This window comes from Phenylobacterium sp. Root700 (assembly GCF_001429025.1).
Classification (GTDB): domain Bacteria; phylum Pseudomonadota; class Alphaproteobacteria; order Caulobacterales; family Caulobacteraceae; genus Phenylobacterium.
Map to the genome: position 1 here is coordinate 56,436 of NZ_LMHT01000032.1, position 23,208 is coordinate 79,643.

The following is a 23,208-nucleotide window of genomic DNA, read 5'->3' on the forward strand; positions in this document are numbered from 1 at the left end:
TCTCGTTTCAAATCCGATAAAAATGATAGGAATTAAGCTCGCATATCGACGGAGTATGAGCCATGGCCCAGCGGCCTACAGTTGCGGTGATTGGGGCGGGCTTTTCAGGCCTGCTCACCGCCTTGCACCTGACCGCCGACCCAAACGGGCCGACGGTGCGGCTGATCGAGCGTTCGAGGTCATTCGGCCGTGGCGCGGCCTACTCGACCGGCAATCCCGACCATCTGCTCAACGTCCGGGTGGCCAACATGAGCGCCTATCCGGGCGATCCGGAGCACTTCACCCGCTGGCTCGCCACCCATGAGGGTTGGCGCTCGCATGGCGGCTTCGTCACCCGCGGCGTCTATGGCGACTACCTCCAGGACCTGCTGCGCGAAGCGTTGGAGAACACCGCCGCCGGGCGGCTGCTGCTGGAGCAGGACGAGGCGGTCGATCTACAACGGGCGGGTGAGGGCTGGCGGGTGAGGTTGGCCCTGGGCCGTGAGATCGACGCCCAGGCGGTGGTGCTGGCGCTCGGCGTCCTGCGGCCGGCGCCGCCTGCGGTGGCGACCGAAGCCCTGCTGGGCTCGCCGCGCTACATCGGCGACCCCTGGGATCTCGCCGCGCGCCTGCCTGACGACGCCGACGACGTCCTGCTGACCGGGTCGGGCCTGACCATGATTGATGCGGCGGTCACCCTCTGGCGGCCGGGGCGGCGGTTCTGGGCGATCTCCCGCCGCGGCCTCATTCCCCGCGCTCACGCCCCCGTCGCGGCCAATGTCCCCGAGCTTGAGGCGGCAGGTTCGCCCCGTCAGGTGCTGGCGGCGGTGCGCGAAGCCTCCGGCGACGGCCAATGGCGCGAGGCGATCGACGCGCTTCGCCCACAGGTGCGCGGCATCTGGGAAAGCTGGAGCCAGGCTCAGCGGCGATCCTTCTTGCGCCACCTGCGGCCCTGGTGGGACGTGCACCGCCATCGGCTGGCGCCGAGCGTCGCGCGCCGGGTCGGCCTGTTGATGCGCTCGCGCGAACTGGTGGTGCGGGCTGGCGAGATCACCAGCCTGACGCCCAGCCGCGACAATGTCGAAGTCACCTGGCGGCCGCGCGGGGCCAAGCTGACCAGGCGGCTGAGCGTGGCGGCGGTGGTCAATTGCGCCGGGCTGCTCGGCGACCTCGACCGGGCCAGCGAGCCGTTGCTGCAGCGGCTGCTGGCGCGCGGGCACATTCGGCCAGATCCTTGCCGGCTGGGCGCCGAGGTCGACCCCGCCTCGCGGCTGATCGGAACCGGCGGCGCGCCGGAGCCTGGACTCTATGCCGTGGGGCCGCTGACGCGCGGCGCGTTCTGGGAAATCACCTCGGTGCCGGACATCCGCACCCAGGCCGCCGAGGCCGCCCAGGCGATACTCGGCCGTCTAAGGCGCGCGCAGGCTGCTTAGGCCGCTTGGCGCCGTGATCGGGCGCACGCTATGAACTGAACTGGAGTTCAGCGGGAAACCGACATCGTGACTGCGCGCGACAGGGTTGCGAAGGACGGCCGGCCGACGATCAACGACATCGCCCGGATGGCGGGGGTCTCCAAGAAGACTGTGTCTCGCGTCATCAACGAGAGCCTGTTCGTCAAGGAAGACACCCGCGAGGCCATCCAGTCGATCATCCGCGAGACCGGCTACGTGCCCGATCCGCAGGCCAGGGGCCTAGCGTTCCGGCACTCGTTCCTGGTCGGGCTGATCTACGACAACCCCAACGCCCAGCACACGATCGACCATCAGCAGGGCCTGCTGGAGGCGATGGCCGGAACCGGCTTCGAGTTGGTCGTGCGCCGGGTCGACCGGACCAGCCCGACCTTGGTCGAGGACATGCGGGCCTTCATCGAGCGCCAGAAGCTGTTCGGCGTCGTCCTGCCCTCGCCGGTGTCGGAGGAGGAGCGCCTCGTCGACCTGCTCAAGGAGCTGGACCGCCGATATGTGCGGATCTCCTCCACGCCGCTGGATCAGGCCGATCGCATGGTCGTCAGCCATGACGGGCAGGGGGCGGCCCAGGCGGCGCACCATCTGGCTGGGCTTGGACACACCCGCATCGCCCTGATTTCCGGGCAGCAGGGGCGGCGCTCGTCCAGCGTGCGGATGCAGGGCTTTGAGGAAGGGCTGGCCGAGCACGGCCTGGCCCTCGATCCAGCCCTGGTGCGGCGCGGCGCCTATACCTACGAATCCGGCGTGCAGGCCGCGCGTGAACTGCTGGCGATGGAGCCGCGTCCCACGGCGATCTTCTGCCTGAACGACGAGATGGCGGCCGGCGCCTATCTGGCGGCGCGCGAGCGCGGGCTGGTCGTGGGCGCCGACATTTCCATCGTCGGTTTCGACGACGCGCCGATCGCCGCTCGCCTGTGGCCGACCATGACCTCGGTCAGGCTGCCGCTTCGCCAGATGGGCCGCATCGCCGGCGAGATGCTGACCCCCAGCGCCCTGCGCGAGGCGCCGGCCACGCCACGGGAGATCGTGCCCGAACTGATCGTGCGAAACTCGACGGCGGCGGTCTCTTAGCCCAGATGACGGAAGTTTAATGCGCCGCGCAGCGCCCATGCGCCCGGCCGGTGTATGAAGGGCTCAAACGCCGATGGCGCGCGCGCCGCGCCCGCGCATGGAGCTCTCGATGAAGACCTGGAAATCTCTGCTGCTGGGCGCATGTGCGCCCGTTCTGTTGTCCGCCTGCGCCACCACGACGCCGGTCTTACTCACGGCCGAGACGGCGACTCCGTCGCCGGCCGCCGAGGCCGCCAAGCCTAAGCCGAAATACGGATCCTTCGGGTTCGACACTGCCGGCATGGACCGGACGGTCGCGCCGGGCGACAGCTTCTATGACTACGCCAGCGGCGGCTGGATGAAGACCACCGAGATCCCGGCGGACCGCGGCAGCTACAACACCTTCGGCGTGCTCACCGACGTCGCCGCCGAGCGCACCCGCGCCATCGTCGAGGACTCGGCCAAGGGCGACGCGCCGGCCGGATCCGATGCGCGCAAGATCGGCGACTTCTACGCTAGCTTCATGGACGAGGCGGCCATCGAGGCCGCCGGCCTGACGCCGCTGAAGCCTGAGCTCGCCCGGATCGACGCGATCAAGACCCGCGCCGACCTGTCGCGCGAGCTCGGCGCGACCCTGCGCGCCGACGTCGACGCCCTCAACGCTACCGACTACACGACCGACCGTCTGTTCGGCCTGTGGGTGGCCGAGGACATGAACGACACCAGCAAGTACCGGCCCTACCTGATGCAGGGCGGGCTCGGCATGCCCGACCGCGAGTACTATCTGGACGCAAGTCCGCGGTTCCAGGATCTGCGGGCCAAGTACAAGGCCCACATCGCCAGCATGCTGGAGCTGGCGGGCTATGACGACGCGCAGGCGCGGGCGGGTCGAATCCTGGCGCTGGAGACCGCGATCGCGCGGGCTCACTGGACGGTCGACGCCACCGGCGACATCGCCAAGGCCAACACCGTCTGGAGCCGGGCCGACCTGGCCCGCAAGGCGCCGGGCGTCGACTGGAGCGCCTATCTCCAAGCCGCGGGCATGGGACAGCAGCCGGCCTTCGGGCCCTGGCAGTCGAGTGCGATCACCGCGATCTCCAAGCTCGTCGGCTCGCAGCCGATCGCGACCTGGAAAGACTATCTGGCCTTCCACGCGGTCGAGCGCGGCGCGCCCTTCCTCTCCAAGGCTTTCGTCGACGAGCACTTCGCCTTCAACAGCACGGCGCTGGCTGGGACCCCGCAACAGCGCGAGCGCTGGAAGCGCGGCGTCGACAACACCAGCGGCGCCCTGGGCGAGGCGGTGGGCAAGCTCTATGTCGAGCGCCACTTCACGCCTGAAGCGAAGGCTCAGATGCAGGAGATGGTGAAGAACATTCTCACCGCCTTCGGGGCCCGCATCGACCGCCTGGACTGGATGAGCGCCGACACCAAGGCCAAGGCCCGCGAGAAGCTGGCTAACTTCCGGGTCGGCGTCGGCTATCCCGACAAGTGGCTCGACTATTCGGGTCTGCAGATCGTGCGCGGCGACGCCTACGGCAACTGGGAGCGCGGCGAGCTGTTCAAGTACCGCCGCAACGTCGCCAAGCTGGCCGGGCCGGTCAATCGCGACGAGTGGTGGATGACGCCGCAGACCGTCAACGCCCTGAACCTGCCGATGCAGAACATGATCGTCTTCCCGGCGGCGATCCTCGAGCCGACCTTCTTCGATCCCAATGCGGACGCCGCCGTGAACTACGGCGCCATCGGCGGAGTGATCGGCCACGAGGTGGTGCACGGCTTTGACGACACCGGCGCCCTGTTCGACGCCAAGGGTAATCTTCGCAACTGGTGGACGCCGGCCGACATGGCCCAGTTCAAGACCCGCAGCCAGGCGCTGGCGGCGCAGTACAGCGCCTATGAGCCGCTGCCCGGCCTGCATCTGAATGGCAACCAGGTCCTGGGCGAGAACATCGCCGACCTGGCGGGCTTAGCCAGCGCCTATGACGCCTATTACCTGTCGCTGAATGGCCAGCCGCCGCCGGTGATCGACGGCTTCACCGCCGACCAGCGGTTCTATCTGGGCTGGGCGCAGAACTACCGCTCGAAATTCCGCGAAGCCACCCTGCGCCGTAACGTGCTGTCGGGCGTCCATTCGCCGGGCGAGTACCGCGCCCAGACCGTGCGCAACCAGGACCCGTGGTACCCGGCTTTCGAGGTCAAGGCCGGCCAAGGTCTCTATCTGGCCCCCGACCAGCGGGTGAAGATCTGGTAGTCGCCCGCATCGATGATCCCGCCGACCCGCGCATCGCCGCCTATCGCGATGTGCGCGAACGCGACCTCGTGGGCCGGCAGGGGCTGTTCATCGCCGAGGGCGAGGTGGTCCTGCGGGTGCTGGCGCGTTCGCGCCTGCATCGGCCGGTCTCGCTGCTGATCGCGGAAAAGCGCATCGCGGCGCTCTCGGAGATTATCGAGAGCCTGCCAGGCGACGTGCCGGTCTACGCCGCGGGCCAGGCGGTGCTGGACGCCGTGGTCGGGTTCCCGATCCATCGGGGCATCCTGGCCGTCGGGCGGCGGGTGGCCGAGCCTGATCCCGCCGACCTGTTGGCGAGCCTGCCGGACGACGCCCTGGTGTTGGTGCTGTCAGGGATCGCCAACCACGACAATATGGGCGGGCTGTTCCGAAACGCCGCGGCGTTCGGCGCCGACGCGGTAATCCTGGATTCAGACTGCTGCGATCCGTTGTACCGCAAGGCGATCCGGGTGTCGGTCGGCGCGGCCCTGATCACCCCGTTCGCACGCATGGCGCCGGGCGCTGATATCCTGGGACTGCTCGAAGGGCAGGGGTTCGAGACCGTGGCGCTCAGTCCGCGCGGCCAGGCGGACTTGGCGCAGGCCTCCCGCGCACGGCGGACCGCCGTGGTGCTGGGAACTGAAGGACCGGGTTTGGCTGAGGAGCTGTTGGCCAGGGCGAAAACCGTCCGCATTCCGATGGCGGACGGCTTTGACTCTCTGAACGTGGCGGTGACCGCCGGGGTCGTCCTGCATCACCTCGCCTTCGTGGCGAGGCGCAGCAGTTAGCGGGCGCGCTTGATGCTCAGCGGGCGCTCTTCGGACTCTTCGATGAGCGAGCGGGTCAGGTTCAGGATCGCGGTGCGCATGGCCGGCTGTTGAACGCTGGCGAAGGCTTCCAGGAGCTGCACGGCGCCGGGCACGGCCAGCTTTTCGAACAAGGTTTCGTCGCCGAGCGGGGCGGCGGTCTCGCCGACCAGTTCACCCACCGAGGTGTCGAGTTTCTGAGCGATCCGGACCAGCATCGAGGCGGAAACGCGATTCGCGCCGCGCTCGTACTTCTGGACCTGCTGGAAGCTCACGCCCAGGTGGTCGGCCAGGGTCGACTGGGAAATGCCGAGCCACTTGCGACGGACCCGAATGCGATGGCCAACGGCCACGTCGATGGGGTCAGGACCTTGATCTTCCGAATTCTCGTTCACTGAAACGTCCCTACTGACGGCGCGTCAACACGCACATTTCGCTATCTCGCATAGGCGTATGCCCGGTCGCCACACTTTTATCGAGAAGTGGACGTTGCGTCGCAGCGGAGCGTTAATAATTCAGCTTGGGGGCGAGTACGACAAGTAAACAATGATATCTTGAGAAATCTCAGGCGTCCGGACCCCGATTGTCGAGGATGGCCCGGATCTGATCCAGCACCGCCAGGGCGATTTCCTCCCCGTCGCTTTCACAGATCTCGCCGGTCCGCCGGATGATCTGCGAGAGTGCGGCCAGGTCGCGCGGACCGAGCAGGCTCGCCATGCGCAGGAGCTGCTCGGTGTCGGGGTTCAGGCGGCCCATTTCATCCAGCTCGAACTGGGCGCTTGGGGCCTCGGCCAGGCAGGGTTGGCGCGGAATCTTGATGTGGGTCATGGCGCGTTCGCCGCGGCCAGGGCCACGACATTCTCCTGGAACAGGTCTTTGGATTCGATGATGCGGCACAGCGGCGACAGCGACAGGAGCGGCGCGGTCATGGCTTGGCGCAGGGCGTGTTCGTCGCGGGCGTTGACGGCGACGGCGTCGCGCAGGATCTCGACCGGCAGCTCGCGGTCGACGGCCGCGAACGCGGTCGCCAGGACTGTGTCGCTCAGGGAAAAGCCCATCAGGGCGAGCGGGCCGCCCAAGGCCATGGCCGCTTGAGTGAAGGTCCGGTGCGAGAAGGCCGACGGCCCAGAGCGCATATAGACCGGCTCGCTGGCCAGCGGCTCCAATCCCAGGATCGGCCGTGCGCCGTCGGCGTCGGGTTCGCGGCGGTGGACGTGCAGGATCGGCCAGCGGCGACGGCGCGCCTGCTCCAGAACCCGGCGGCAGGCCTCGGCGGTCCGCGCGACGCTGGCGGGGGAGACGGCATCCTTCATGCGGGCGCGCTGCAGGTCCAGGCAGATGAGGGCGGCCGGAGGCGGGGCTCTCATCGTGAGAGCTCTCCGAGGTTCGACGCCGGGCGCGCGCGGGACCGATCCAGGACGCCGACCTCGTCCCAGGCGCCTTCGGGGCGCAGCAGGACCAGAGGGTCGCTGTCCAGCGTCAGGGCGTCGGCGGGCGGCACGCCTTCCACGACCATCTCCACATAGTCGTGGTCGGAGACGACGAAGCCCTCGCGGCTCTCGCGGATGCGCGCGTTGAAATACTGCTCCCAGAACGGGATCAGCCGGACCTGCCCGTAGCCGAGGATCTGCCGATAGTTCTTCTTCTCGGCCAGCCGCTTGGCGGCGAGGATCAGCATCAGCGTCGCGCGGCCGCGGCGATACTCCTTCCGCACGGCCACCCGTTCGACCTTGGCGAAGTCGGCGAACCAGCGAATGCGCAGGGTGCCGATCGGCTCTCCGTCGCGGCGCAGGATGAGGTGGGTCGCGCCGGCGAAGTCGTTGCCGTCATATTCCTCGTCATAGGGGCAAGCCTGCTCGCCGATATAGACCAGGGTGCGCACCGCCATGGCCTGCATCAGGTCGGGCAGGGTCCGGCAGACGACGACCTCCAGCTGGCCTTCGTCCACCTCGGTGGTGGCCCTGGCCTCCAGGGGCATGCGCACGTTGGCGTTCATCAGGCGACCTTTCGGGCCGGAGCCCAGGGCGGAGCGACCACCAGGCCGCCGGGGCCCGGAACGGCGTGGGCGCCGATCCGTCGAAGCAGGGTCCGCTCGCCGCCAGGCGTCGCCGCACGGCCGTAGAGGGGGATGGTCGGGAAGATCTCGCGATGCAGCTTGACGGCGCCGGCCATGACCGTGGCCCGGCCGCGCCAGGTGGCGCCGGCCATTCCCCAACCATAGAAGGCGATGACCGGGTCGCCGGGGCGGGCGACGACGCCTTCGGGCGGGCAGACCCCGTCGAACACGCCGGCCGCCAATCCGGGCCGGGCCGCCGGCGTCAGCGGGATGACCGCGATGACTCCGGCGATGGTTCCGTCTGGCGCCCTCAAGGTGTACGAAGAAGAGCGGGTCAGGTCCTGAACACGGGCCAGGGTTTCGACCGTAGCGATGTTTGGACTGACTGTTCGCGCCGCCAGAGCGCGGCCTTCAGTAATTTCGTCTTGGTTCGCAAGCGTCATGCCGAGTTCGCCAAGTCCTTGGCGGCAGCGCTCGGCGAAATCGCGAATGAACATCATCTTCTCGCCTTCTTGTGCGAAGATGAGATTTGGTAGAGCGTCAATGTTCGAGCGGGCAGCCCCTAAGTTCGTATGGGGGCGCCACGGTCTTCTAGGTATCTGATGGACAATCGGGACGGCGGCCTAGCCGACTGGGATGATCTAAAGACCTTCGTGGCGGCCGCTCAGGGGGGCAGCTTCGGCGCTGCGGCTCGACGCCTGCGCACCACCCAACCCACGATCACGCGCCGAATTGACGACCTGGAGACCAGGCTCGGGGCGCGGCTCTTCGATCGCGGCTTGCGGGGCGTGACGCTGACCCGTGCGGGCGAGTTGGTCTATGACCGCGCCCTGACCATGCAGCGGGCCTCGATCGACATCGAACGCCTGACCTTCGACAGCGATTCACCCGAGACCGGGGACGTCACGATCGCCGCCCCGGAAGGAATCGGCGGCTATCTGCTCGGGTTTGAAGTCGCTGATTTCATGCGCGAAAATCCTGGAATTCGGCTTGGCATGGACTGCGGCTTCTATCCAGAGAACCCGGTCGACGCCCATATCGACCTGTCGATCCAGCTGACCGACGCCGGCGGAAAGCCCGAACTGGCCGCGACGCCCTTGGCCACGCTGCACTACGCGCTGTTCGCGTCGCAGGACTACCTCGATACGTATGGGACCCCCACGCGGATCGAGGAGGCGGTGGGCCACAGGTTCCTCTACCACTCCGGCCAGGTCAGCGCGCGCGGCAACTGGGCGAAGAAAACCTCGGCCTTCGTCGAGCTCGCGGCCCCCTCGATGGTGGTGAACTCCTCGACGGCCATGCTGCATGCGCTCGAGCGCGGCGCGGGAATCGGCGCCATTCCGACCGCGATCGTCGCGGTCGCACCGCATTTGGTGATGTTGGATATTCCGCCGCTGGCCTCGGCGACGATCTGGCTCTGCCATCACCGCGAGGCCGTGAAGTCGGCGCGGGTGGCGCGGGTCGCCGAGTGGGTGGCCGGGATCTTCGACGCGCGCGAGCGGCCGTGGTTCCGCCCCGACTTCATCCATCCTCGCGAGTTCGCCGGGTGGTCCTGGCCCGCGGCGACGGCGCGCGGTTGAGTCAGCTCGCGGTTACAACCGTCTAAATCGGCTCTTAACCTTAGTCGTTGAACCTCCTCGGGCTGATATCGAACAAAAACAAGAGGGGGGATCGGGCATGGCGGACGGCGTAGGAGAGTCGTGTCCGTTTGGCTTGGATATCTCCCAGGCTGTTTGCGATCGCGCCACGCGGATCGCCAAGACGCTGTTCGGCGCCTTCGACTCCCAGGTCGTGTTCATCAAGGGCGGGCTGGCCTGGCACAGCCGCGATCCCGAAGGCCGCGTCACCCGGGACGCCGCGCCGGTCGCCAGCATGGTCTGCGCCAGCGGCGAGCTGCTCTGGGTGGAGGATGCGCGCCTCGATCCGAAATTCTCCGACAATCCCTCGGTCATCGGCGCGCCCTATCTGCGCCACTACGTCGCCGCGCCGATCCGGCTGGCTGACGGTTCGACGGCGGGGGTGCTGGCGGTCGGCGGCCGGCAGCCCAGGCCATATGACGCGAGCCTCGCAACCCGACTGACCGACCTGGCCGATTTCATCGCCGACGACTGGGACCGCACCCAGGCCGGCAAGGCCCGCGAGCAGAGCCTGCGCGAACGCGACGCCGTGCAAGACACGCTGGGCGCCATTGTCGCGGCCATGCCCGTCGCCCTGGTGCTCACCGACCGGGAAATGCGGGTGCTGGGCGCCAGCCCGCGCTGGATCCGGACGTTGGAGCTGGAGAACCAGGAGGTCTACGGCCGCACGCTCTATGAGCTGGCGCCACGGATGTTCGAACGCTGGCGCGCGGCCCATGCGCGGGTTCTGGCCGGGGAAACCATCAAGGCCGACCGGGTTCCGGGCCCCGAAGGCGAAGCGACTCACCGCTGGTACGGCGCCGAGCTCGCGCCCTGGCGCAACGCCGATGGCGATATCGCCGGCCTGATCATGGCTAGCCATGAGATCACCGACATGGTCGAGGCGCTGGAGGCGACGGAGCGTTCCGAGCAACGCCTGACCCTGGCCATGGAGATCGCCGACATCCATGTCTACGAGATCGACTATGTGCGGCGAGAACTGATCAAGGTCGGGGCGGAAGACACCTTCTTCACCGAACCCAAGACCTTCGAAGAGCTTTACCGGGACATCTACTCCACCGCCGATCCGCGTGACCGCGAGGGGGTGATCGAGGCCTGGCGAAAGCATGTGGAGGAGGGCGCGCCCTACAATCCCGAATACCGCCTGGTGCGGAACGATGACCGCGAGGTCTGGACGGCGGGGACCTGCCGCCTGATCACCGACGAAGAGGGCCGTCCGACCCGCCTGATCGGCGCGCTGCAAAACGTCACCGAGCGCAAGGCCGCCGAGCGCGCCTTGCTGCAGGCCAAGGAAGACGCCGAGACCGCCAACCGGGCCAAGTCGACCTTCCTGGCCACGATGAGCCACGAGATCCGCACGCCGCTGAACGGGGTGCTGGGCATGGCCCAGGCGATGGCGGTGGACAACGGCCTGTCGGAAATCCAGCGCGACCGTCTCGACGTGATCCGTCAGTCCGGTGAGACCCTGCTGGCGATCCTCAACGACGTGCTGGACCTCTCGAAGATCGAGGCTGGCAAGCTGGAGCTGGAGGAGGCGCATTTCGACGTCGCCGAACTGGCGCGCGGCGCACATGCGGCCTTCACGGCCATCGCCAACAAGAAGGGGCTATCCTTCGATCTGGCTATCGAGCCGGGCGCACAGGGCGTCTATCGCGGCGACTCCACGCGGGTGCGGCAGATCCTCTACAATCTGGTCTCCAACGCCCTGAAGTTCACCGAAGAGGGCGAGGTGCGGGTCTGTGTGGCGCGCGACGGGGCCGGGTTGCGGCTGAGCGTCGCCGACACGGGCATCGGTATTCCGCCAGCGCGGCTGGCCGGGCTGTTCCAGAAGTTCGAACAGGCCGACGCCTCGACCACGCGGCGCTACGGGGGAACCGGCCTTGGCCTGGCCATTTGCCGCGAACTCGCCACCCTGATGGGCGGCGCGATCGGGGCGACGAGCGAGTTGAACCAGGGCACGTGTTTCGTGGTCACCCTGCCGCTGGTTTGGGTGAGCGCCAGCGTCGTGCTGCCGACGCCGCCGACCGTGGAGGATCATCACGCCGTGGCCGACACCTCGCCGCTGCGCGTGCTGGCCGCGGAGGACAACACCGTCAACCAGCTGGTGCTGCGCACGCTGCTGCGCCAGATCGGCATCGATCCGTTCATTGTCGAAAATGGCGTCCAGGCTATCGAGGCCTGGGACCTGGAAGCCTGGGACGTGATCTTGATGGACGTCCAGATGCCGGAGATGGACGGCCCGACCGCGACCGGGATCATCCGGGCTCGCGAGGCGGCCGAGGGCCGGCCCCGCACGCCGATCATCGCCCTGACCGCCAACGCCATGGCCCATCAGGTGGCCGAGTATATGGCCGCGGGCATGGACGGTTTCGTGCCCAAGCCGATCGAGGTCGGGCGGCTGTTCGAAGCCCTCCAGCAGGTGCTGGAAGGCTCCGTCGCAAGCCAGGCGGCTTGAGAGGCTAGAAGATCCTCCCCCGCTGGGGGAGGTGGCGCGCGCAGCGCGACGGAGGGGGCTTTTTGAAGGAGTCAAAGTCTCCCTCAGTCAGCCTTTGGCTGACAGCTCCCCCAGAGGGGGAGCATCTCCCTGACGCAAGCTACTCCGCCGGTTCGGCGACCTTCACGGCGTCGTAGGCTTCGATGTCGAACTTGGCCACGGCGTCGGCATAGGCGCGCGCGGTGTCGGGCCAGTTGTTGAGGATCTTGCCGTCGGCGGTCTTGTACCAACTGGTGCAGGTCCCCGCCCAGGGCGTGTGGGCCAGCTGCTGCTGGAGCTCGTCGTTGTAGCGGGCCATCACCTGCGGCTTCACCGAAAGAGCGCGGCCGGCGGCCAGCGCCTGCAGCACGTAATCCACCTGTGCCTCGATCATGTAGATGATCGAGTTGTGGCCGAGATTGGTGTTGGGGCCATACAGCATGAAGAGGTTGGGGAAACCGCTGACCGCCAGGCCCAGATAGGCCTCGGGACCGTCCTGCCAAGCCTGCGCCAGGCTGACGCCGCCCAGGCCGGTGATCGCCGTCTCGCCGGCGAACGACTTGGTCTCGAACCCGGTGGCGTAGATCACCACGTCGGCCTCGTGCAGGCGGCCGGTGGCGTCAACCACGCCCTGCGGCGTCATCCGCGCGATGGCCTCGGTGACCAGTTCGACATTTGGACGGGTGAGGGCGGGGTAGAAGTCGTTGGAGATCAGCACCCGCTTGCAGCCGATCTCGTAATCCGGCGTCAGCTTGGCCCGCAGCGCCGGATCGGCGACCTGGGCGTGGAGGTGGGCCAGCGGGATCGGGACTTCCTCGACCGGCAGGGTTCCGGCCCGTTTGGCGGCCAGCCGGGCCTCCGCCATCTCGAAGATTTCGTTGCGGACCTGCTCCATGGCCGCGGGCTGGGCCTTGAACTGGGCCCTTTCCGCCTCGGTGTAGGGGCGGTTCATGCGTGGCACGATCCAGTTGGGCGAGCGCTGGAACAGGGTCAGGGTTCCGGCGACCTTGGCCACCTGCGGCACGAACTGGATGGCGCTGGCGCCGTTGCCGATCACCGCGACGCGCTTGCCCATCAGGTCGACGGAGGTGTCCCATTGCGCCGAGTGGAAGGCGGGGCCGGCGAAGTCGTCGCGGCCTTCGATCGGCGGCGCCTTGGGTCGGTTAAGCTGACCCCAGGCGGTGATGAAGGTCTGCGCGGTCACGAAGCCGCCGCCGGCCGTGGCGATGCGCCAGAAGCCGCCGGCCTCGTCCCAGGCCGCGCCCGTCACTTCAGAATTGAAGCGGATGTGTTTGGAAAGCTGATGCTTTTCGACCACGCCGTCGATGTAGGCGAGGATGTCGGGCTGGGCGGAATAGACCTCCGGCCAGTCGGGATTGGGCTCGAAGGAATAGGAATAGAGGTGGCTGGGGATGTCGCAGCCGGAGCCGGGATAGACGTTCTCGCGCCAGGTGCCGCCGACCCGGTCAGCCTTCTCCAGGATCACGAAGGAGGTCTCGCCCTTCGCCTGCAGGCGAAGCCCCATGCAGAGGCCGGCGAACCCCGCGCCCAGAATGGCGACCTTGTAGTCAGCGCCCATGCCCTCGTTCCCTCGACTGCTTCTCGTTGCGGAAAGGCTAGCGACCGGCCTATAGGTTATCAACGGTTAGTTTGACGCGGTCGTGAGGAAGCCTTGGGAGGGGCGACCTCGACAAGCCGCGACAAGCTTGGGAACATCACCTGGCGCGTCATCCGAATGGAGTCAGCCATGAGTCGCAGCCTCACCGCCGCGCTTGCCGTCACGGACGCCATGTCCCTGGCTGTCTGGCCGCTGTTCGTCCTGCCCGGCCGGGTCTGTGACCTCGGTTCGAGCGACCGTGAAGGGATCGTCTGATGTCCTGGGGTGTAGGGGAAACCACCCGCAGCCGCCGCCCGTACCACGTGGGCAACCTGCGGGCTCAGTTGCTGGAAGAGGCGCGCGCCCTGCTGGAAAGCGGCGGCCGCTCGGAGCTGAACCTGCGGGGACTGGCGGCGCGGGCCGGCATTGCGGCAGGCTCGGTCTATCACCACTACGCCTCGAAGAGCGCCCTGATGGCGGGGCTGGCCGCCGGTGGTTTCCGTGAACTGGAAGCGGCCCTCAAGGAGGCCGCGGCGACGGCGCCGGACGCGACGCCGATCCGCACCTGCGCGCTGGCCTATTTCGGCTTCGCACGCTCCCAGCCGGCGCTCTACGATCTGATGTTCGACGCCGGCCTGATATCGGAACCGGAGGTGGCCGCCGCGCGCGACAGCGCCTTCGCCGTGCTGGAGAGCGCGATCGCCCAGGCGCGCAGCCAGCAGGACCGCGACGCCGACACCGTCCACAAGGTGGCGCTGGCCGTCTGGGCCTGTGGGCATGGGGCGGNGCTCGAGGCGCTGTTCCGGCGCCGCTGAGGCGGCCCTATCCAAACGGTGTTCACCGGCAAATCCTCCCCGTTGCTGTACCGGGAGGAAACCAATGGCCGACGGCAACATCACCAAAGACGTCATGTATGACGCGGTGGCTCCGGACGACTTCGAGTCGATGCTCGAACTCGATCGCTACAACGCGCGCTCGACCGCTTTCGACAAGATCATCTCGGCGACCCACGACCATTTCTGGGATCCGCTGGACCCGAAGTACATCGACTTCTCCGAGCCGTGGGACATGGAGAACGAGGCGCTGTTGCCCGACGACCAGATCATGTCGCTGGGCGTGCCCTATGTGCTCGAGCATCTCGAGAAGACCGGCCAGAAGGCCAGGTTCATCAACGAGATGGCGCTGTGGAACTTCTCTTCGATCCTGCACGGCGAGCAAGGCGCGCTGAATCTGTCGGCCAGCCTCTGCCACGTGCTGAAGGATCAGGGCGCGCAGGAATACGCCGCCAACCAGACCCGCGAGGAGGCGCGCCACGTCACCGCCTTCGCCAAGTACATCAAGGCCCGTTGGGGCCGGCCACGTCCCTGCGGCGACGTGCTGAAGACGCTGTTGGTCGAGATCATCGAAGCGCCGGAGGTCTATAAGAAGATCATCGGCATGCAGATGTTGGTCGAGGGGCTGGCCATGGGCGCCTTTGCGGCCGGCTTCCAGTACAACCGCGATCCGCTGGCCAAGAAGCTGTTCCAGCTGGTGATGACCGACGAGGCCTTCCACCACAAGTTCGGGAAGATCTGGGCCGACCGCACCATTCCGAAGATGACCCAGGCCGAACGCGACATGGTCGAGGACTGGGCCGCGCACTGCTTCCAGAGCCTGTTGTTCAACATGGGCTCGCCCAACCAGCAGGCCGGGGTCTATGCCGACTTCGGGCTCGATCCCGACCGGGTCCGGGCCGAGTTGGTCATCCTGATCCAGAATGACGAGCGTCGCCGCGAACGCCTGAAGAGCCAGACCAACATCTTCCGCGTGCTCATCAAGACCCTGTTCAATTCGGGCCTGATCACCGAACGGACGCGGGCCTTTTATGCGACCTATGTCGACATGGACGAGCTGAAGGCCGAGGGCGACAAGATGGTCGGCGACGACATCGCCGAGGAGGGGATCAAGTACCTCCAGGCGATCAACTTTAAGGACCGCTCGGCGGCCCCGGTGACCATCGCGGCGGAGTAATATCGCGGCGTCAGATGCTCCCCCGCTGGGGGAGCTCCCGGCCCATTGGCCGGGTGAGGGGGACTGCGACTCCTTCAGTAGANGGGGGAGGATCTTGAACTGCCGGAAAACCGATGGTTGTGCGGTGTCAAAGCCTCGTCTACAGCTACCGTCGTTCCGCGAACATGTTTCGCGGCTGAGTTGGATTTGATCTCGATGACCGGACTGTCCGGACAGATGCGCAATGCTGGTGGGTACGGCCTCCCGTGCCTTTACCCGTTTGCATGCCTGCCTGCCGCCGTCCGAACCCTCTCGAAGATCGAAGTCTCCCATGTCAGCCGTCATCACCATCGCGAACCTTCGGAAGCGCTACAGCTACGCTAAGCGCGGGCGCGGCCTGCTTGGCGGCTTCTCTCCCCAACATGTGAGCATCGACGCCGTCGACGGCGTGTCGTTCGAGGTCGGGCGCGGCGAGCGCGTGGCGGTGATCGGCCCCAACGGCGCGGGCAAGTCCACCACCCTGAAAATCCTGTCGGGCATACTGGAGCCGACCTCCGGCGAGGCCAGCGTGCTGGGCCTGACGCCTTGGCGGGATCGCAAGGCGCTGGCCTACAAGATCGGCGTGGTCTTCGGCCAACGCTCCCAGCTGTGGGGCGAACTGCCGGCCCGCGACAGCTTCAACCAACTCCGCCACATCTACGATCAGGACAAGGCGGTGTTCGAGCGGCGGCTTGGTGAGATGGTCGAGCGCTTCGCCCTGGCTGACCTGCTGGATCAACCGGTGCACCGGATGTCGCTGGGCCAACGGATGCGCTGCGAGATCACCGCCAGCCTGTTGCACGGGCCGGGCCTGTTGTTCCTCGACGAGCCGACCATCGGGCTGGACGTCACCGCCAAGGCCGCGATCCGCGACTTCATTCGCGACCATGCGCGCGATCATGGCCAGACGGTGCTGCTGACCTCGCACGACACCCGCGACATCGAGCTGGTCTGCGACCGGGTGATCGTCGTCAACGCTGGCCAGGTGGTGGTGGACCAGCCGACCGGTCAACTGCGCAAGCGGTTCCTGGGGCGCAAGGTCGTCACGGTGCTGTCGGCCGGTCCGCAGATCGTCGTCGACCTGCCGGGCGTCACGCGCCGGGCCTCGGAGGCGCACGCCGTGGTTCTCGACGTCGACACCCGGTTGATCCGGGTCGAACAGGTCATCACCGCCGCCCTGGCTCAGGGCGGGGTCGAGGACATCACCATCGAAGATCCTCCGATGGAGGACGTGATCCATGACATCTACGCATCTGCACTCGCGGTCCGTTGAGGCGGCGCACGCGGCCAGCGCGCTGCTGTCGGCCTTCCGGCTCGGCGTCGGCCAGACCCTGGCCGGATGGCCGGTGCTGGTCGGCCGCTGCATCTTCTATGTGATCCTGCTGATCGTGCTCTCGGCCCTGTGGGACAAGGTCGCCGCCGAGCGGTTGCCCGGAACCCAGGCCGGCGACCTGCCGCCTGGCGGCCTGGCGCTCTATATCGGCGTGACCGAGTGGATCACCCTGGCGCTGCCGGCCGTGCACTTGAAGCTGGAGGACGATATCCGCTCCGGCGGATTGGAGCCGCACCTGCTGCGGCCCAAGTCGTATCTGGCCCAGACCTTCAGTCAGAGCCTAGGGGCGGCGGCGGTGCGTCTGACCGCCCTGGGCGTGACGGCGCTCGCCCTGCTGGCGGTCACGGGCCGAGAGCCGCCCGCCTTGGAGGCCTTCCCCTACATCGTGGTGTTGGGCGTTCTTGGCGTGGTCGTCGGCGTGTTGCTCTACGCCCTGGCGGGGCTGATGGCCTTCTGGGCGCGGCGGACCTTGCCGTTCCAGCTGGTGATCCAGAAGCTGATGTTCCTGCTGGGCGGGCTCTATGCGCCGGTGACGCTCTATCCCGGGACGCTGGAGGGCGTGGCCAAGGCCTCGCCCTTCGCCGCCCACCTCTATTGGCCCAGCGCCCAGGCGATCGCGGCGTCGTGGCAGGGTTTTTTGACCGGCTTGGCTTGGCAGGGGCTGTGGATCGTCCTGCTGTCGCTGGCCTGCGTGCGGCTGTGGCGGGCTGGGCTGGCCAAGGTGCTGCGGGAGGGCGGGGTATGATCGCGTTTGTGCGGCTCTACGCGCTGCAGGCCGCCGCCGCCGTGCGGATGTCCTTCGCCGACCGCGCCAATTTCGCCCTTCAGGTCGCTGGCATGTTCATCAACAACGCCGTGTTTCTGACGCTGTGGGTGCTGTTCTTCGCCGGCTTCAAGAGCGTCGGCGGCTGGGGGTTCGCCGACCTGGCGCTGCTCCTGGGGCTGATGATGACCATCGTCGGCCTCTGCGGCACGGTGTTCGGCGGCTATCGCGACATGGCGATCTCCGTCCTGCGCGGCGAACTGGACGCGCTGCTCACCCAGCCGAAGGGCCTGATCTCGCGGCTGCTCGCGCGCGAAAGCCTGGCTACGTCGTGGGGCGATCTGGCGGGCGGGATCATCGTCCTTGGCCTGTTCGCTGACCTTAAGCTAGCCGATCTGCCGCTATTGCTGGTCGCGCTGACGGCCGGCCTGACCGTCTACCTGTCGGCGGCGATCTCGTTCGCCAGCCTGGCCTTCTGGGCGTCCGGCGCGCGCAGCTTCGCTCGCGACCTGACCGACTTCACCCTGCTGTTCTCCAGCTATCCGGGATCGATCTACGAGGGGGCGGTCAAGGTGATCGCCTACAGCATCCTGCCCGCCGGCTTCGTGGTGATGGCGCCGGTTGAGATGCTGCGTGAACCGGGCGTTCGCAGCGTTGCGGTGGTGATCAGCGCCGCGTGCGGTTACGCGGCGCTGGCGGCCGGTTTCTTCCACCTGGGCCTCAAGCGTTATCGTCGCGGCGCTTCGGTTGCGTGAACCGGCCGGCGAAATCGGCCGCATCTTTTGTGGTTCCGAGCTTGATTTTGAGCGCGAAGCCCGGTGGTTAGGCTCATGAGAAGAGGCGCCAAGATCACCGTGGCCGGAGCCGGCGCGCTGGGCCTGACGACGGCGCTGGCCCTGGCCGACGCTGGGGCGCAGGTCACGGTCTTCGATCCGGCCGGGCCGGCCGACAACGCCTCGGGCGTGGCGGCGGGCATGCTGGCCCCGGCCTTCGAGGCGGTGCTGGACGCCGCGACCGCCCCGCAGTTCGATCTGCTCGGCGCCGCGCGCGACCTGTGGCCGGCGCTGGAGGCGCGGATCGGCGTGAGGATCGATCGGTCCGGCGCGGTGGCGGTGGGCGAAACCGATTATCTGGCGCGGACCGAGGCGGGCCTGCGGACTCTGGGCCTGCATCCCACCGAACTCGAACGCCGCGCCCTGGACGGTCTTGCTCCGGGCCTGGCGCCGCGCTGGACGCGCGGCTTCCTGGTGCGTGAGGACTGGCGGATTGAGGCGGGCCAGACCCTGGCCGCCCTGCGCCGCGCCGCGCAGGCGGCGGGCGTGGTGTTTCGCCCAGAGCGGGCCACGGGTTTTGAGGGCGGCGAGCGGCTGGTGATCGCTACCGGCAATGGCCGCGACCTGGCGGTGGTGGCGCCGGAGCTGGCCAATCTCTCGCCGATCAAGGGCCACATCCTGCGCGCGCGCGCGGCCCATGACGGCGTCGTCGTGCGCGGGCAGGGCGCCTATGTGACCGGCGCGCCGGGCGACCTGACCATCGGCGCCACCATGCAGGCAGGCCTGGATGACCGCTCCGTCGAGCCGGGCCAGGTCGACGCCTTGCGAGCCGCCGGGACCCGGCTGTTCCCGGCCTTTGCGAGCGCTGACTTCACCGCCGAGACCGGCGTCCGCGCCGCGACGCCGGACGGCTTGCCGATGGTCGGACGCGGACGTCACAACGGCGTCCTGCTGGCGGTCGGCGCGCGCCGCAACGGTTGGCTGCTGGCCCCGCTGGTCGCCAGGCTGATCGTGGCTTGCGTGACGGAGGGGGAAGTTGGCCCCTATGCCGAGCGGCTGAACCCGGCGAGGTTCAACGCCGCCGGCAAGTAGGGGATAGGCGTCATGAGCGGTTTCTGGCTGAGCGACGAACAACAGGCGATCGTCGAGAGCGTCACCCGCCTTTGCGCCGGTTTCGACGCCGAGTACTGGCGCCGGACCGACGAGACCGGCGAATTTCCCGAGGCCTTCGTCGCGGCCATGGCGGCTGGCGGCTGGCTGGGCGCGGCCATGCCGATCAGCCTGGGCGGCGCGGGGCTTGGTTTGACGGAAGCGGCCCTGGTCATGCAGGCGGTCGCCCAGTCCGGCGCGGGGTTTTCCGGGGCCAGCGCCGTCCACCTGAACATCTTCGGCCCCATGCCGATCGCCAAGTTCGGCTCCGAGGCCCTGAAGCAACGGGCGATCCCGCGGCTGATCTCCGGCGAAGACAAGATTTGCATCGGCATCACCGAGCCGGACTCCGGTCTCGACACCACCAGCCTGACCACCAAGGCGGTGCGCACCAACGACGGCTATGTGATCTCGGGCCGCAAGGTGTGGACGACCATGGCCCAGCGCGCGACCAAGATGCTGATCATCGCCCGCACCACGCCAAAGGATCAGGTCAAGAAGTCCACCGAGGGCCTCAGCCTGTTCTACACCGACTTCGACCGCAGCAAGATCTCGGCGACGGTGATCCCGAAGATGGGCCGCAAGGCGGTCGAGTCGAACGCGGTGTTCATCGACAACTTGGAGATCCCGGCTGACGATCTGATCGGCGAGGAGGGGCGGGGCTTCTACTACCTGCTGGAGGGGCTGAACCCCGAACGGGTGCTGTTCGGGGCCGAGGCCGTGGGCCTGGGCCGCGCGGCGCTGGCGCGGGCCACGACCTACGCCAAGGAGCGCGTGGTGTTCGGGCGTCCTATCGGTCAGAACCAGGGCGTCGCCCATCCGCTGGCCAAGGCCTGGGCGGAGCTGGAGGCGGCGAACCTGATGGCCTTCAAGGCCGCGGCGCTCTACGACGCCGGCCGCGAATGTGGGGCCGAGGCCAACGCCGCCAAGTACCTGGGCGGGGAGGCGGGGTTCAACGCCTGCGAAGCCTCGGTGCTGGCGCACGGCGGCATGGGCTACGCCAAGGAGTTCGACGTCGAGCGCTACTTCCGTGAGGCGATGATCGCCCGGATCGCGCCGATCAGCCGCGAGATGGTGATGAACTACATCGCCGAGCGCGTGCTGGGCCTGCCCAAGAGCTACTAAGCAGGCCCCTGCCGCCTAGCCGCCGAGGTTGAAGCGGATCGGGATGCGGACGCTGGCCCCGTCGACGGGCTGGCCGTCCTGCGTCTGCGGGCTCATCTTGAAGTAGGGCGCGAGCCGTAGGGCCGCCTTGCCGAAGCCTTCGCCCTCCGGCGTCTCGCCGACCACGCTGCAGCCGCTGAGCGTGCCCGCGGCGCCGACCGTGCAGGCCAGGACGGCCTGGCCGCCGATCTCACGCCGCAGAGCGCTGTCCGGATAGAAGCGGGCGTATTCGCGTGCGCCGGGCCTGGCCAGCCAGTCGGGCGCGCGGACGACCGGCTTGGCGACAGGCGGCGCCGGCGGCGTGGGGGCGAGGCCGGCGACCGGGCCTTCAGGCGGTGGAGCCGGAACCGGAGCTGGCGCCATGGGGATCGGCGTCGGGATCGGGAAGCTGTCTGTGATCGGGGCCGCCACCCTCGGCGAGACCTTCGGCGTCGGGGTCGGCAAGGGCTCGATCTTCGGCCGAGGCGTGAAGGTCTGCACGTTGATGATCGGGCCTTCGGGCACGACGACCGGCTCCGGCGGGGCCCAGGTCTGCACGGCGAGATAGACGGCCAGGCCGCCATGGACCGCGATCGACGCGATGATGGCGATCTTGACCGCCGGCGAGCGCGGCCGGCGTTCGGGCCTTCCGAAAACAGGCAGGAATTGGCGAATAACCATGGCGACCTCCCTTTCTTTGTTTCGTCACCGAAACAAAGGGTCGCGCCGAGATCGTGGCCGGAGCTTGACCGTGGCGCAGCTGAACCATGGCGAGAGGGCGACCATTCCAAGTGGTATTTTCGTTGGGGCGTTAATCTAGGTTCAACCGCGACGTGCGAGAAGAACCTCCATATTGGGGGAGGGCGCGGTCATTCGCAGGGAACAATCGCGTCAGGACTCCGTCCTGTCTCAGGAACTCGCGGGCGTGTTCGCCCCTATCGTCCAAGGCTTTCTGGGCGTGCTGGGGCTGTACTACTGCGTCGTGACTGTCGCCCATGGGTTCGATGAGCAGGGCTGGAACCTAGCGGTTCTGGCTGGTCTATCGGCTATCACGGCGGTCATGGTGCTTGGCTTTGCGTGGTTGGTGCGGCGCGGCGAGCGACGCCTGACCCGGATCGAGGCCATGGTGCTGGCGGCCAATATCGCCGTCCTGGCCAATGTCGTCGTCTATCTGTCGATCCACTATCAGGAACACAAACTCTCCTATTTCGTGGTGATGTCGCTGGCCTTCGCCACGGCCAGCCCGACCCGGCGGACGGCCTATCCCAGCGTCGCGGCGGCCCTGGCCTGCATGTGGCTGATGGCGACGCAGTCCTCGCCGGAGGTGCGCAACCAGTACACCTTCATCGGTCTGGCGGCGGGGTTCGCGGCCACCGGCATGTCGTCGCTGATGCGCGGCGCGGTGATGCGCGAACTGAAGGCCCGTCTGGCCGCCGAAGCCCTGAACCGCCAGATCGAGCTGGAACTGGCGCGCAACACCGAACTGCGTCGCCACGCCCAGGACCTGGCCGAGCGGGAACAGGCGGCCAATCGCACCAAGAGCGAATTCCTGGCTATGATCACCCACGAACTGCGCACGCCGCTGAACGGCGTGCTGGGCATGGCCCAGGCCATGTCGTTGGATGAGATGAGCGCGGGGCAACGCGCGCGGCTGGAGACGATCCAGGCCTCGGGCCAGGTGCTGCTGTCGACCGTCAACGACGTGCTGGACATCTCCAAGATCGAGACCGGTCAGCTGGAGCTGGAGCCGGGCGCCTTCGACCTGGAGAGCTGGGCCGAAGACCTGGCCGAACTCTATCGCGGCCTGGCCCTGGAGAAGGGCCTGGCGTTCAATTTCGAGATCGCGCCCAGCGCTCGCGGATGGCGGATCGGCGACGCCGCGCGGCTGCGGCAGGTGCTCAACAACCTGTTGTCGAACGCCCTGAAGTTCACTGAACAAGGCGCGATCACCACCCGGATCGACTGCGATGGAGATCTGCTGAGCGTCAGCGTGCTCGACACCGGCATCGGCTTCGCCGCCGTCGACAGCGCCGCGTTGTTCGAGATGTTCGTCCAGGCCGACGCCTCGTCGACCCGGCGGTTCGGCGGGGCCGGCCTGGGCCTGGCGATCTGCCGGGAGATCCTTCATCTGATGGGCGGCCAGATCAGCGCGACCGGCGCGCCTGGCCGCGGCGCCTGCTTCGCCTTCAGCGTCCCCTTGAGGGTGACGTCGGCGCCGGCGGACGCTCAGGCGCGGGCCGAGCCCCAGGGCCTGGACCGCGCAAGGGTGCTGGTCGCCGACGACAATCCGACCAACCGGCTGGTCGCCCAAACGTTGCTGGCTCAGTTCGGCCTCGACGTGTCGGCGGTGGCTTCGGGCGCCGAGGCCCTGGAGGCGTGGGAGACCGCGACCTGGGACGCGATCTTCATGGATATCCACATGCCGGTGATGGACGGCCTGACCGCGGCCACCAAGATCCGCGCGCGGGAGCGGGCCAAGGGGCGAGCGCGAACCCCGATCATCGCCCTGACCGCCAGTGTCCAGGCCTATGAGATCGAGGCCTACTTCTCCGCCGGCATGGACGACTATCTCGCCAAGCCCATCGAGATGGAGCGCCTGCTGGCGGTGCTGCAGGCCGCTCTCGACCCGCAGGCCGAGAGCGCTGAGCTGAAGACGGCCATCGCCAGCTAGCGAGGGCCGTCGCCG

Annotated in this window: 22 protein-coding genes; 15 read left to right on the plus strand and 7 right to left on the minus strand. The window is 67.8% G+C overall.

From position 1 onward, the window contains the following. Positions 1–62 precede the first annotated feature (62 nt). From ASE02_RS16885 to ASE02_RS16900, 4 genes are all read left to right on the plus strand, one after another. Positions 63–1,412, plus strand: a complete 1,350-nt coding sequence (locus ASE02_RS16885) for an FAD/NAD(P)-binding protein (protein ID WP_082602163.1) — start codon at positions 63–65, stop codon at positions 1,410–1,412. Between the two features lie 66 nt (positions 1,413–1,478). After that, positions 1,479–2,516: a LacI family DNA-binding transcriptional regulator gene (locus ASE02_RS16890; protein ID WP_235536732.1), complete on the plus strand. Its 1,038-nt coding sequence runs from the start codon at positions 1,479–1,481 to the stop codon at positions 2,514–2,516. Positions 2,517–2,625: 109 nt separating this feature from the next. Continuing rightward, complete coding sequence (locus tag ASE02_RS16895) at positions 2,626–4,746, plus strand: M13 family metallopeptidase (RefSeq protein ID WP_082602174.1); 2,121 nt, start codon at positions 2,626–2,628, stop codon at positions 4,744–4,746. 50 nt (positions 4,747–4,796) lie between these two features. Further along, positions 4,797–5,552 (plus strand): RNA methyltransferase, encoded by a 756-nt coding sequence (locus tag ASE02_RS16900; protein ID WP_235536733.1) that lies wholly within the window; start codon positions 4,797–4,799, stop codon positions 5,550–5,552. Here ASE02_RS16900 and ASE02_RS16905 read toward each other — a convergent pair. From ASE02_RS16905 to ASE02_RS16925, 5 genes are all read right to left on the minus strand, one after another. Then, positions 5,549–5,965 carry a helix-turn-helix domain-containing protein gene (locus ASE02_RS16905; RefSeq protein WP_082602164.1) on the minus strand — a complete coding sequence of 139 codons (417 nt, stop codon included), beginning with the start codon at positions 5,963–5,965 and terminating at the stop codon, positions 5,549–5,551. The two genes, ASE02_RS16900 and ASE02_RS16905, sit on opposite strands and share 4 nt — an antisense overlap. A 169-nt stretch (positions 5,966–6,134) precedes the next feature. Further along, positions 6,135–6,398, minus strand: coding sequence for a hypothetical protein (locus ASE02_RS16910; protein WP_056735708.1), 264 nt, complete (start codon positions 6,396–6,398; stop codon positions 6,135–6,137). After that, the gene (locus ASE02_RS16915) at positions 6,395–6,937 is read right to left on the minus strand and encodes an isochorismatase family protein (protein WP_056735709.1); all 543 of its coding nucleotides are present in this window, start codon (positions 6,935–6,937) and stop codon (positions 6,395–6,397) included. Before ASE02_RS16915 ends, ASE02_RS16910 begins: the two co-directional genes overlap by 4 nt. Next, positions 6,934–7,566: a GNAT family N-acetyltransferase gene (locus tag ASE02_RS16920; protein WP_200957711.1), complete on the minus strand. Its 633-nt coding sequence runs from the start codon at positions 7,564–7,566 to the stop codon at positions 6,934–6,936. The genes ASE02_RS16915 and ASE02_RS16920 overlap by 4 nt, the downstream gene beginning before the upstream one ends. Then, a complete protein-coding gene (locus ASE02_RS16925; protein WP_156406101.1) occupies positions 7,566–8,126 on the minus strand; it encodes a hypothetical protein in 561 nt (186 codons plus the stop codon). Before ASE02_RS16925 ends, ASE02_RS16920 begins: the two co-directional genes overlap by 1 nt. A gap of 102 nt (positions 8,127–8,228) precedes the next feature. Between ASE02_RS16925 and ASE02_RS16930 the strand changes: the two genes are divergently transcribed. Beyond that, a complete protein-coding gene (locus tag ASE02_RS16930; protein WP_056735711.1) occupies positions 8,229–9,206 on the plus strand; it encodes a LysR family transcriptional regulator in 978 nt (325 codons plus the stop codon). 133 nt (positions 9,207–9,339) lie between these two features. After that, a complete protein-coding gene (locus ASE02_RS16935) occupies positions 9,340–11,718 on the plus strand; it encodes an ATP-binding protein (protein WP_056735712.1) in 2,379 nt (792 codons plus the stop codon). 139 nt (positions 11,719–11,857) lie between these two features. On the opposite strand, the gene ASE02_RS16940 is transcribed toward ASE02_RS16935, so the two are convergent. Then, positions 11,858–13,315, minus strand: a complete 1,458-nt coding sequence (locus tag ASE02_RS16940; protein ID WP_056735713.1) for an NAD(P)/FAD-dependent oxidoreductase — start codon at positions 13,313–13,315, stop codon at positions 11,858–11,860. Positions 13,316–13,483: 168 nt separating this feature from the next. Here ASE02_RS16940 and ASE02_RS23190 point away from each other — a divergent pair, with 168 nt between their 5' ends. From ASE02_RS23190 to ASE02_RS16980, 8 genes are all read left to right on the plus strand, one after another. Next, positions 13,484–13,609, plus strand: a complete 126-nt coding sequence (locus ASE02_RS23190; protein ID WP_255354056.1) for a hypothetical protein — start codon at positions 13,484–13,486, stop codon at positions 13,607–13,609. Then, positions 13,609–14,119: TetR/AcrR family transcriptional regulator (locus ASE02_RS23375; RefSeq protein ID WP_369818582.1), on the plus strand; the 511-nt coding region annotated here is incomplete at its 3' end. The genes ASE02_RS23190 and ASE02_RS23375, both read left to right, overlap by 1 nt. 93 nt (positions 14,120–14,212) lie before the next feature. Continuing rightward, positions 14,213–15,343 carry a ferritin-like domain-containing protein gene (locus tag ASE02_RS16955; protein ID WP_056735716.1) on the plus strand — a complete coding sequence of 377 codons (1,131 nt, stop codon included), beginning with the start codon at positions 14,213–14,215 and terminating at the stop codon, positions 15,341–15,343. Positions 15,344–15,653: 310 nt separating this feature from the next. Next, positions 15,654–16,634, plus strand: coding sequence for an ATP-binding cassette domain-containing protein (locus tag ASE02_RS16960; protein WP_056735717.1), 981 nt, complete (start codon positions 15,654–15,656; stop codon positions 16,632–16,634). Continuing rightward, positions 16,600–17,439, plus strand: coding sequence for an ABC-2 family transporter protein (locus tag ASE02_RS16965; protein WP_056735718.1), 840 nt, complete (start codon positions 16,600–16,602; stop codon positions 17,437–17,439). Before ASE02_RS16960 ends, ASE02_RS16965 begins: the two co-directional genes overlap by 35 nt. Next, on the plus strand, positions 17,436–18,212 hold the full coding sequence (locus ASE02_RS16970) for an ABC-2 family transporter protein (RefSeq protein WP_056735719.1): 777 nt from the start codon (positions 17,436–17,438) through the stop codon (positions 18,210–18,212). Before ASE02_RS16965 ends, ASE02_RS16970 begins: the two co-directional genes overlap by 4 nt. A 75-nt stretch (positions 18,213–18,287) precedes the next feature. Further along, a complete protein-coding gene (locus ASE02_RS16975) occupies positions 18,288–19,322 on the plus strand; it encodes an FAD-binding oxidoreductase (RefSeq protein ID WP_056735720.1) in 1,035 nt (344 codons plus the stop codon). Positions 19,323–19,334: 12 nt separating this feature from the next. Continuing rightward, the gene (locus ASE02_RS16980; protein ID WP_056735721.1) at positions 19,335–20,504 is read left to right on the plus strand and encodes an acyl-CoA dehydrogenase family protein; all 1,170 of its coding nucleotides are present in this window, start codon (positions 19,335–19,337) and stop codon (positions 20,502–20,504) included. A gap of 15 nt (positions 20,505–20,519) precedes the next feature. Here the strand turns inward: ASE02_RS16980 and ASE02_RS16985 are convergent, their stop codons facing one another. Next, entirely contained in the window at positions 20,520–21,203 is a 684-nt protein-coding gene (locus ASE02_RS16985) for an energy transducer TonB (protein ID WP_056735722.1), read from the minus strand. A gap of 244 nt (positions 21,204–21,447) precedes the next feature. On the opposite strand from ASE02_RS16985, the gene ASE02_RS16990 reads away from it, so the two are divergent. Then, positions 21,448–23,193 (plus strand): ATP-binding protein, encoded by a 1,746-nt coding sequence (locus tag ASE02_RS16990; RefSeq protein ID WP_235536734.1) that lies wholly within the window; start codon positions 21,448–21,450, stop codon positions 23,191–23,193. Positions 23,194–23,208 lie beyond the last annotated feature (15 nt).

Coding starts and splice junctions, on each gene's coding strand:
- ASE02_RS16885 (WP_082602163.1), top strand. CDS start 63: ATGGCCCAGCGGCCTACAGTTGCGGTGATTGGGGCGGGCTTTTCAGGC.
- ASE02_RS16895 (WP_082602174.1), top strand. CDS start 2,626: ATGAAGACCTGGAAATCTCTGCTGCTGGGCGCATGTGCGCCCGTTCTG.
- ASE02_RS16910 (WP_056735708.1), bottom strand. CDS start 6,398: ATGACCCACATCAAGATTCCGCGCCAACCCTGCCTGGCCGAGGCCCCA.
- ASE02_RS16915 (WP_056735709.1), bottom strand. CDS start 6,937: ATGAGAGCCCCGCCTCCGGCCGCCCTCATCTGCCTGGACCTGCAGCGC.
- ASE02_RS16920 (WP_200957711.1), bottom strand. CDS start 7,566: ATGAACGCCAACGTGCGCATGCCCCTGGAGGCCAGGGCCACCACCGAG.
- ASE02_RS16925 (WP_156406101.1), bottom strand. CDS start 8,126: ATGATGTTCATTCGCGATTTCGCCGAGCGCTGCCGCCAAGGACTTGGC.
- ASE02_RS16930 (WP_056735711.1), top strand. CDS start 8,229: ATGGACAATCGGGACGGCGGCCTAGCCGACTGGGATGATCTAAAGACC.
- ASE02_RS16940 (WP_056735713.1), bottom strand. CDS start 13,315: ATGGGCGCTGACTACAAGGTCGCCATTCTGGGCGCGGGGTTCGCCGGC.
- ASE02_RS23190 (WP_255354056.1), top strand. CDS start 13,484: ATGAGTCGCAGCCTCACCGCCGCGCTTGCCGTCACGGACGCCATGTCC.
- ASE02_RS16955 (WP_056735716.1), top strand. CDS start 14,213: ATGGCCGACGGCAACATCACCAAAGACGTCATGTATGACGCGGTGGCT.
- ASE02_RS16960 (WP_056735717.1), top strand. CDS start 15,654: ATGTCAGCCGTCATCACCATCGCGAACCTTCGGAAGCGCTACAGCTAC.
- ASE02_RS16965 (WP_056735718.1), top strand. CDS start 16,600: ATGACATCTACGCATCTGCACTCGCGGTCCGTTGAGGCGGCGCACGCG.
- ASE02_RS16970 (WP_056735719.1), top strand. CDS start 17,436: ATGATCGCGTTTGTGCGGCTCTACGCGCTGCAGGCCGCCGCCGCCGTG.
- ASE02_RS16975 (WP_056735720.1), top strand. CDS start 18,288: ATGAGAAGAGGCGCCAAGATCACCGTGGCCGGAGCCGGCGCGCTGGGC.
- ASE02_RS16980 (WP_056735721.1), top strand. CDS start 19,335: ATGAGCGGTTTCTGGCTGAGCGACGAACAACAGGCGATCGTCGAGAGC.
- ASE02_RS16985 (WP_056735722.1), bottom strand. CDS start 21,203: ATGGTTATTCGCCAATTCCTGCCTGTTTTCGGAAGGCCCGAACGCCGG.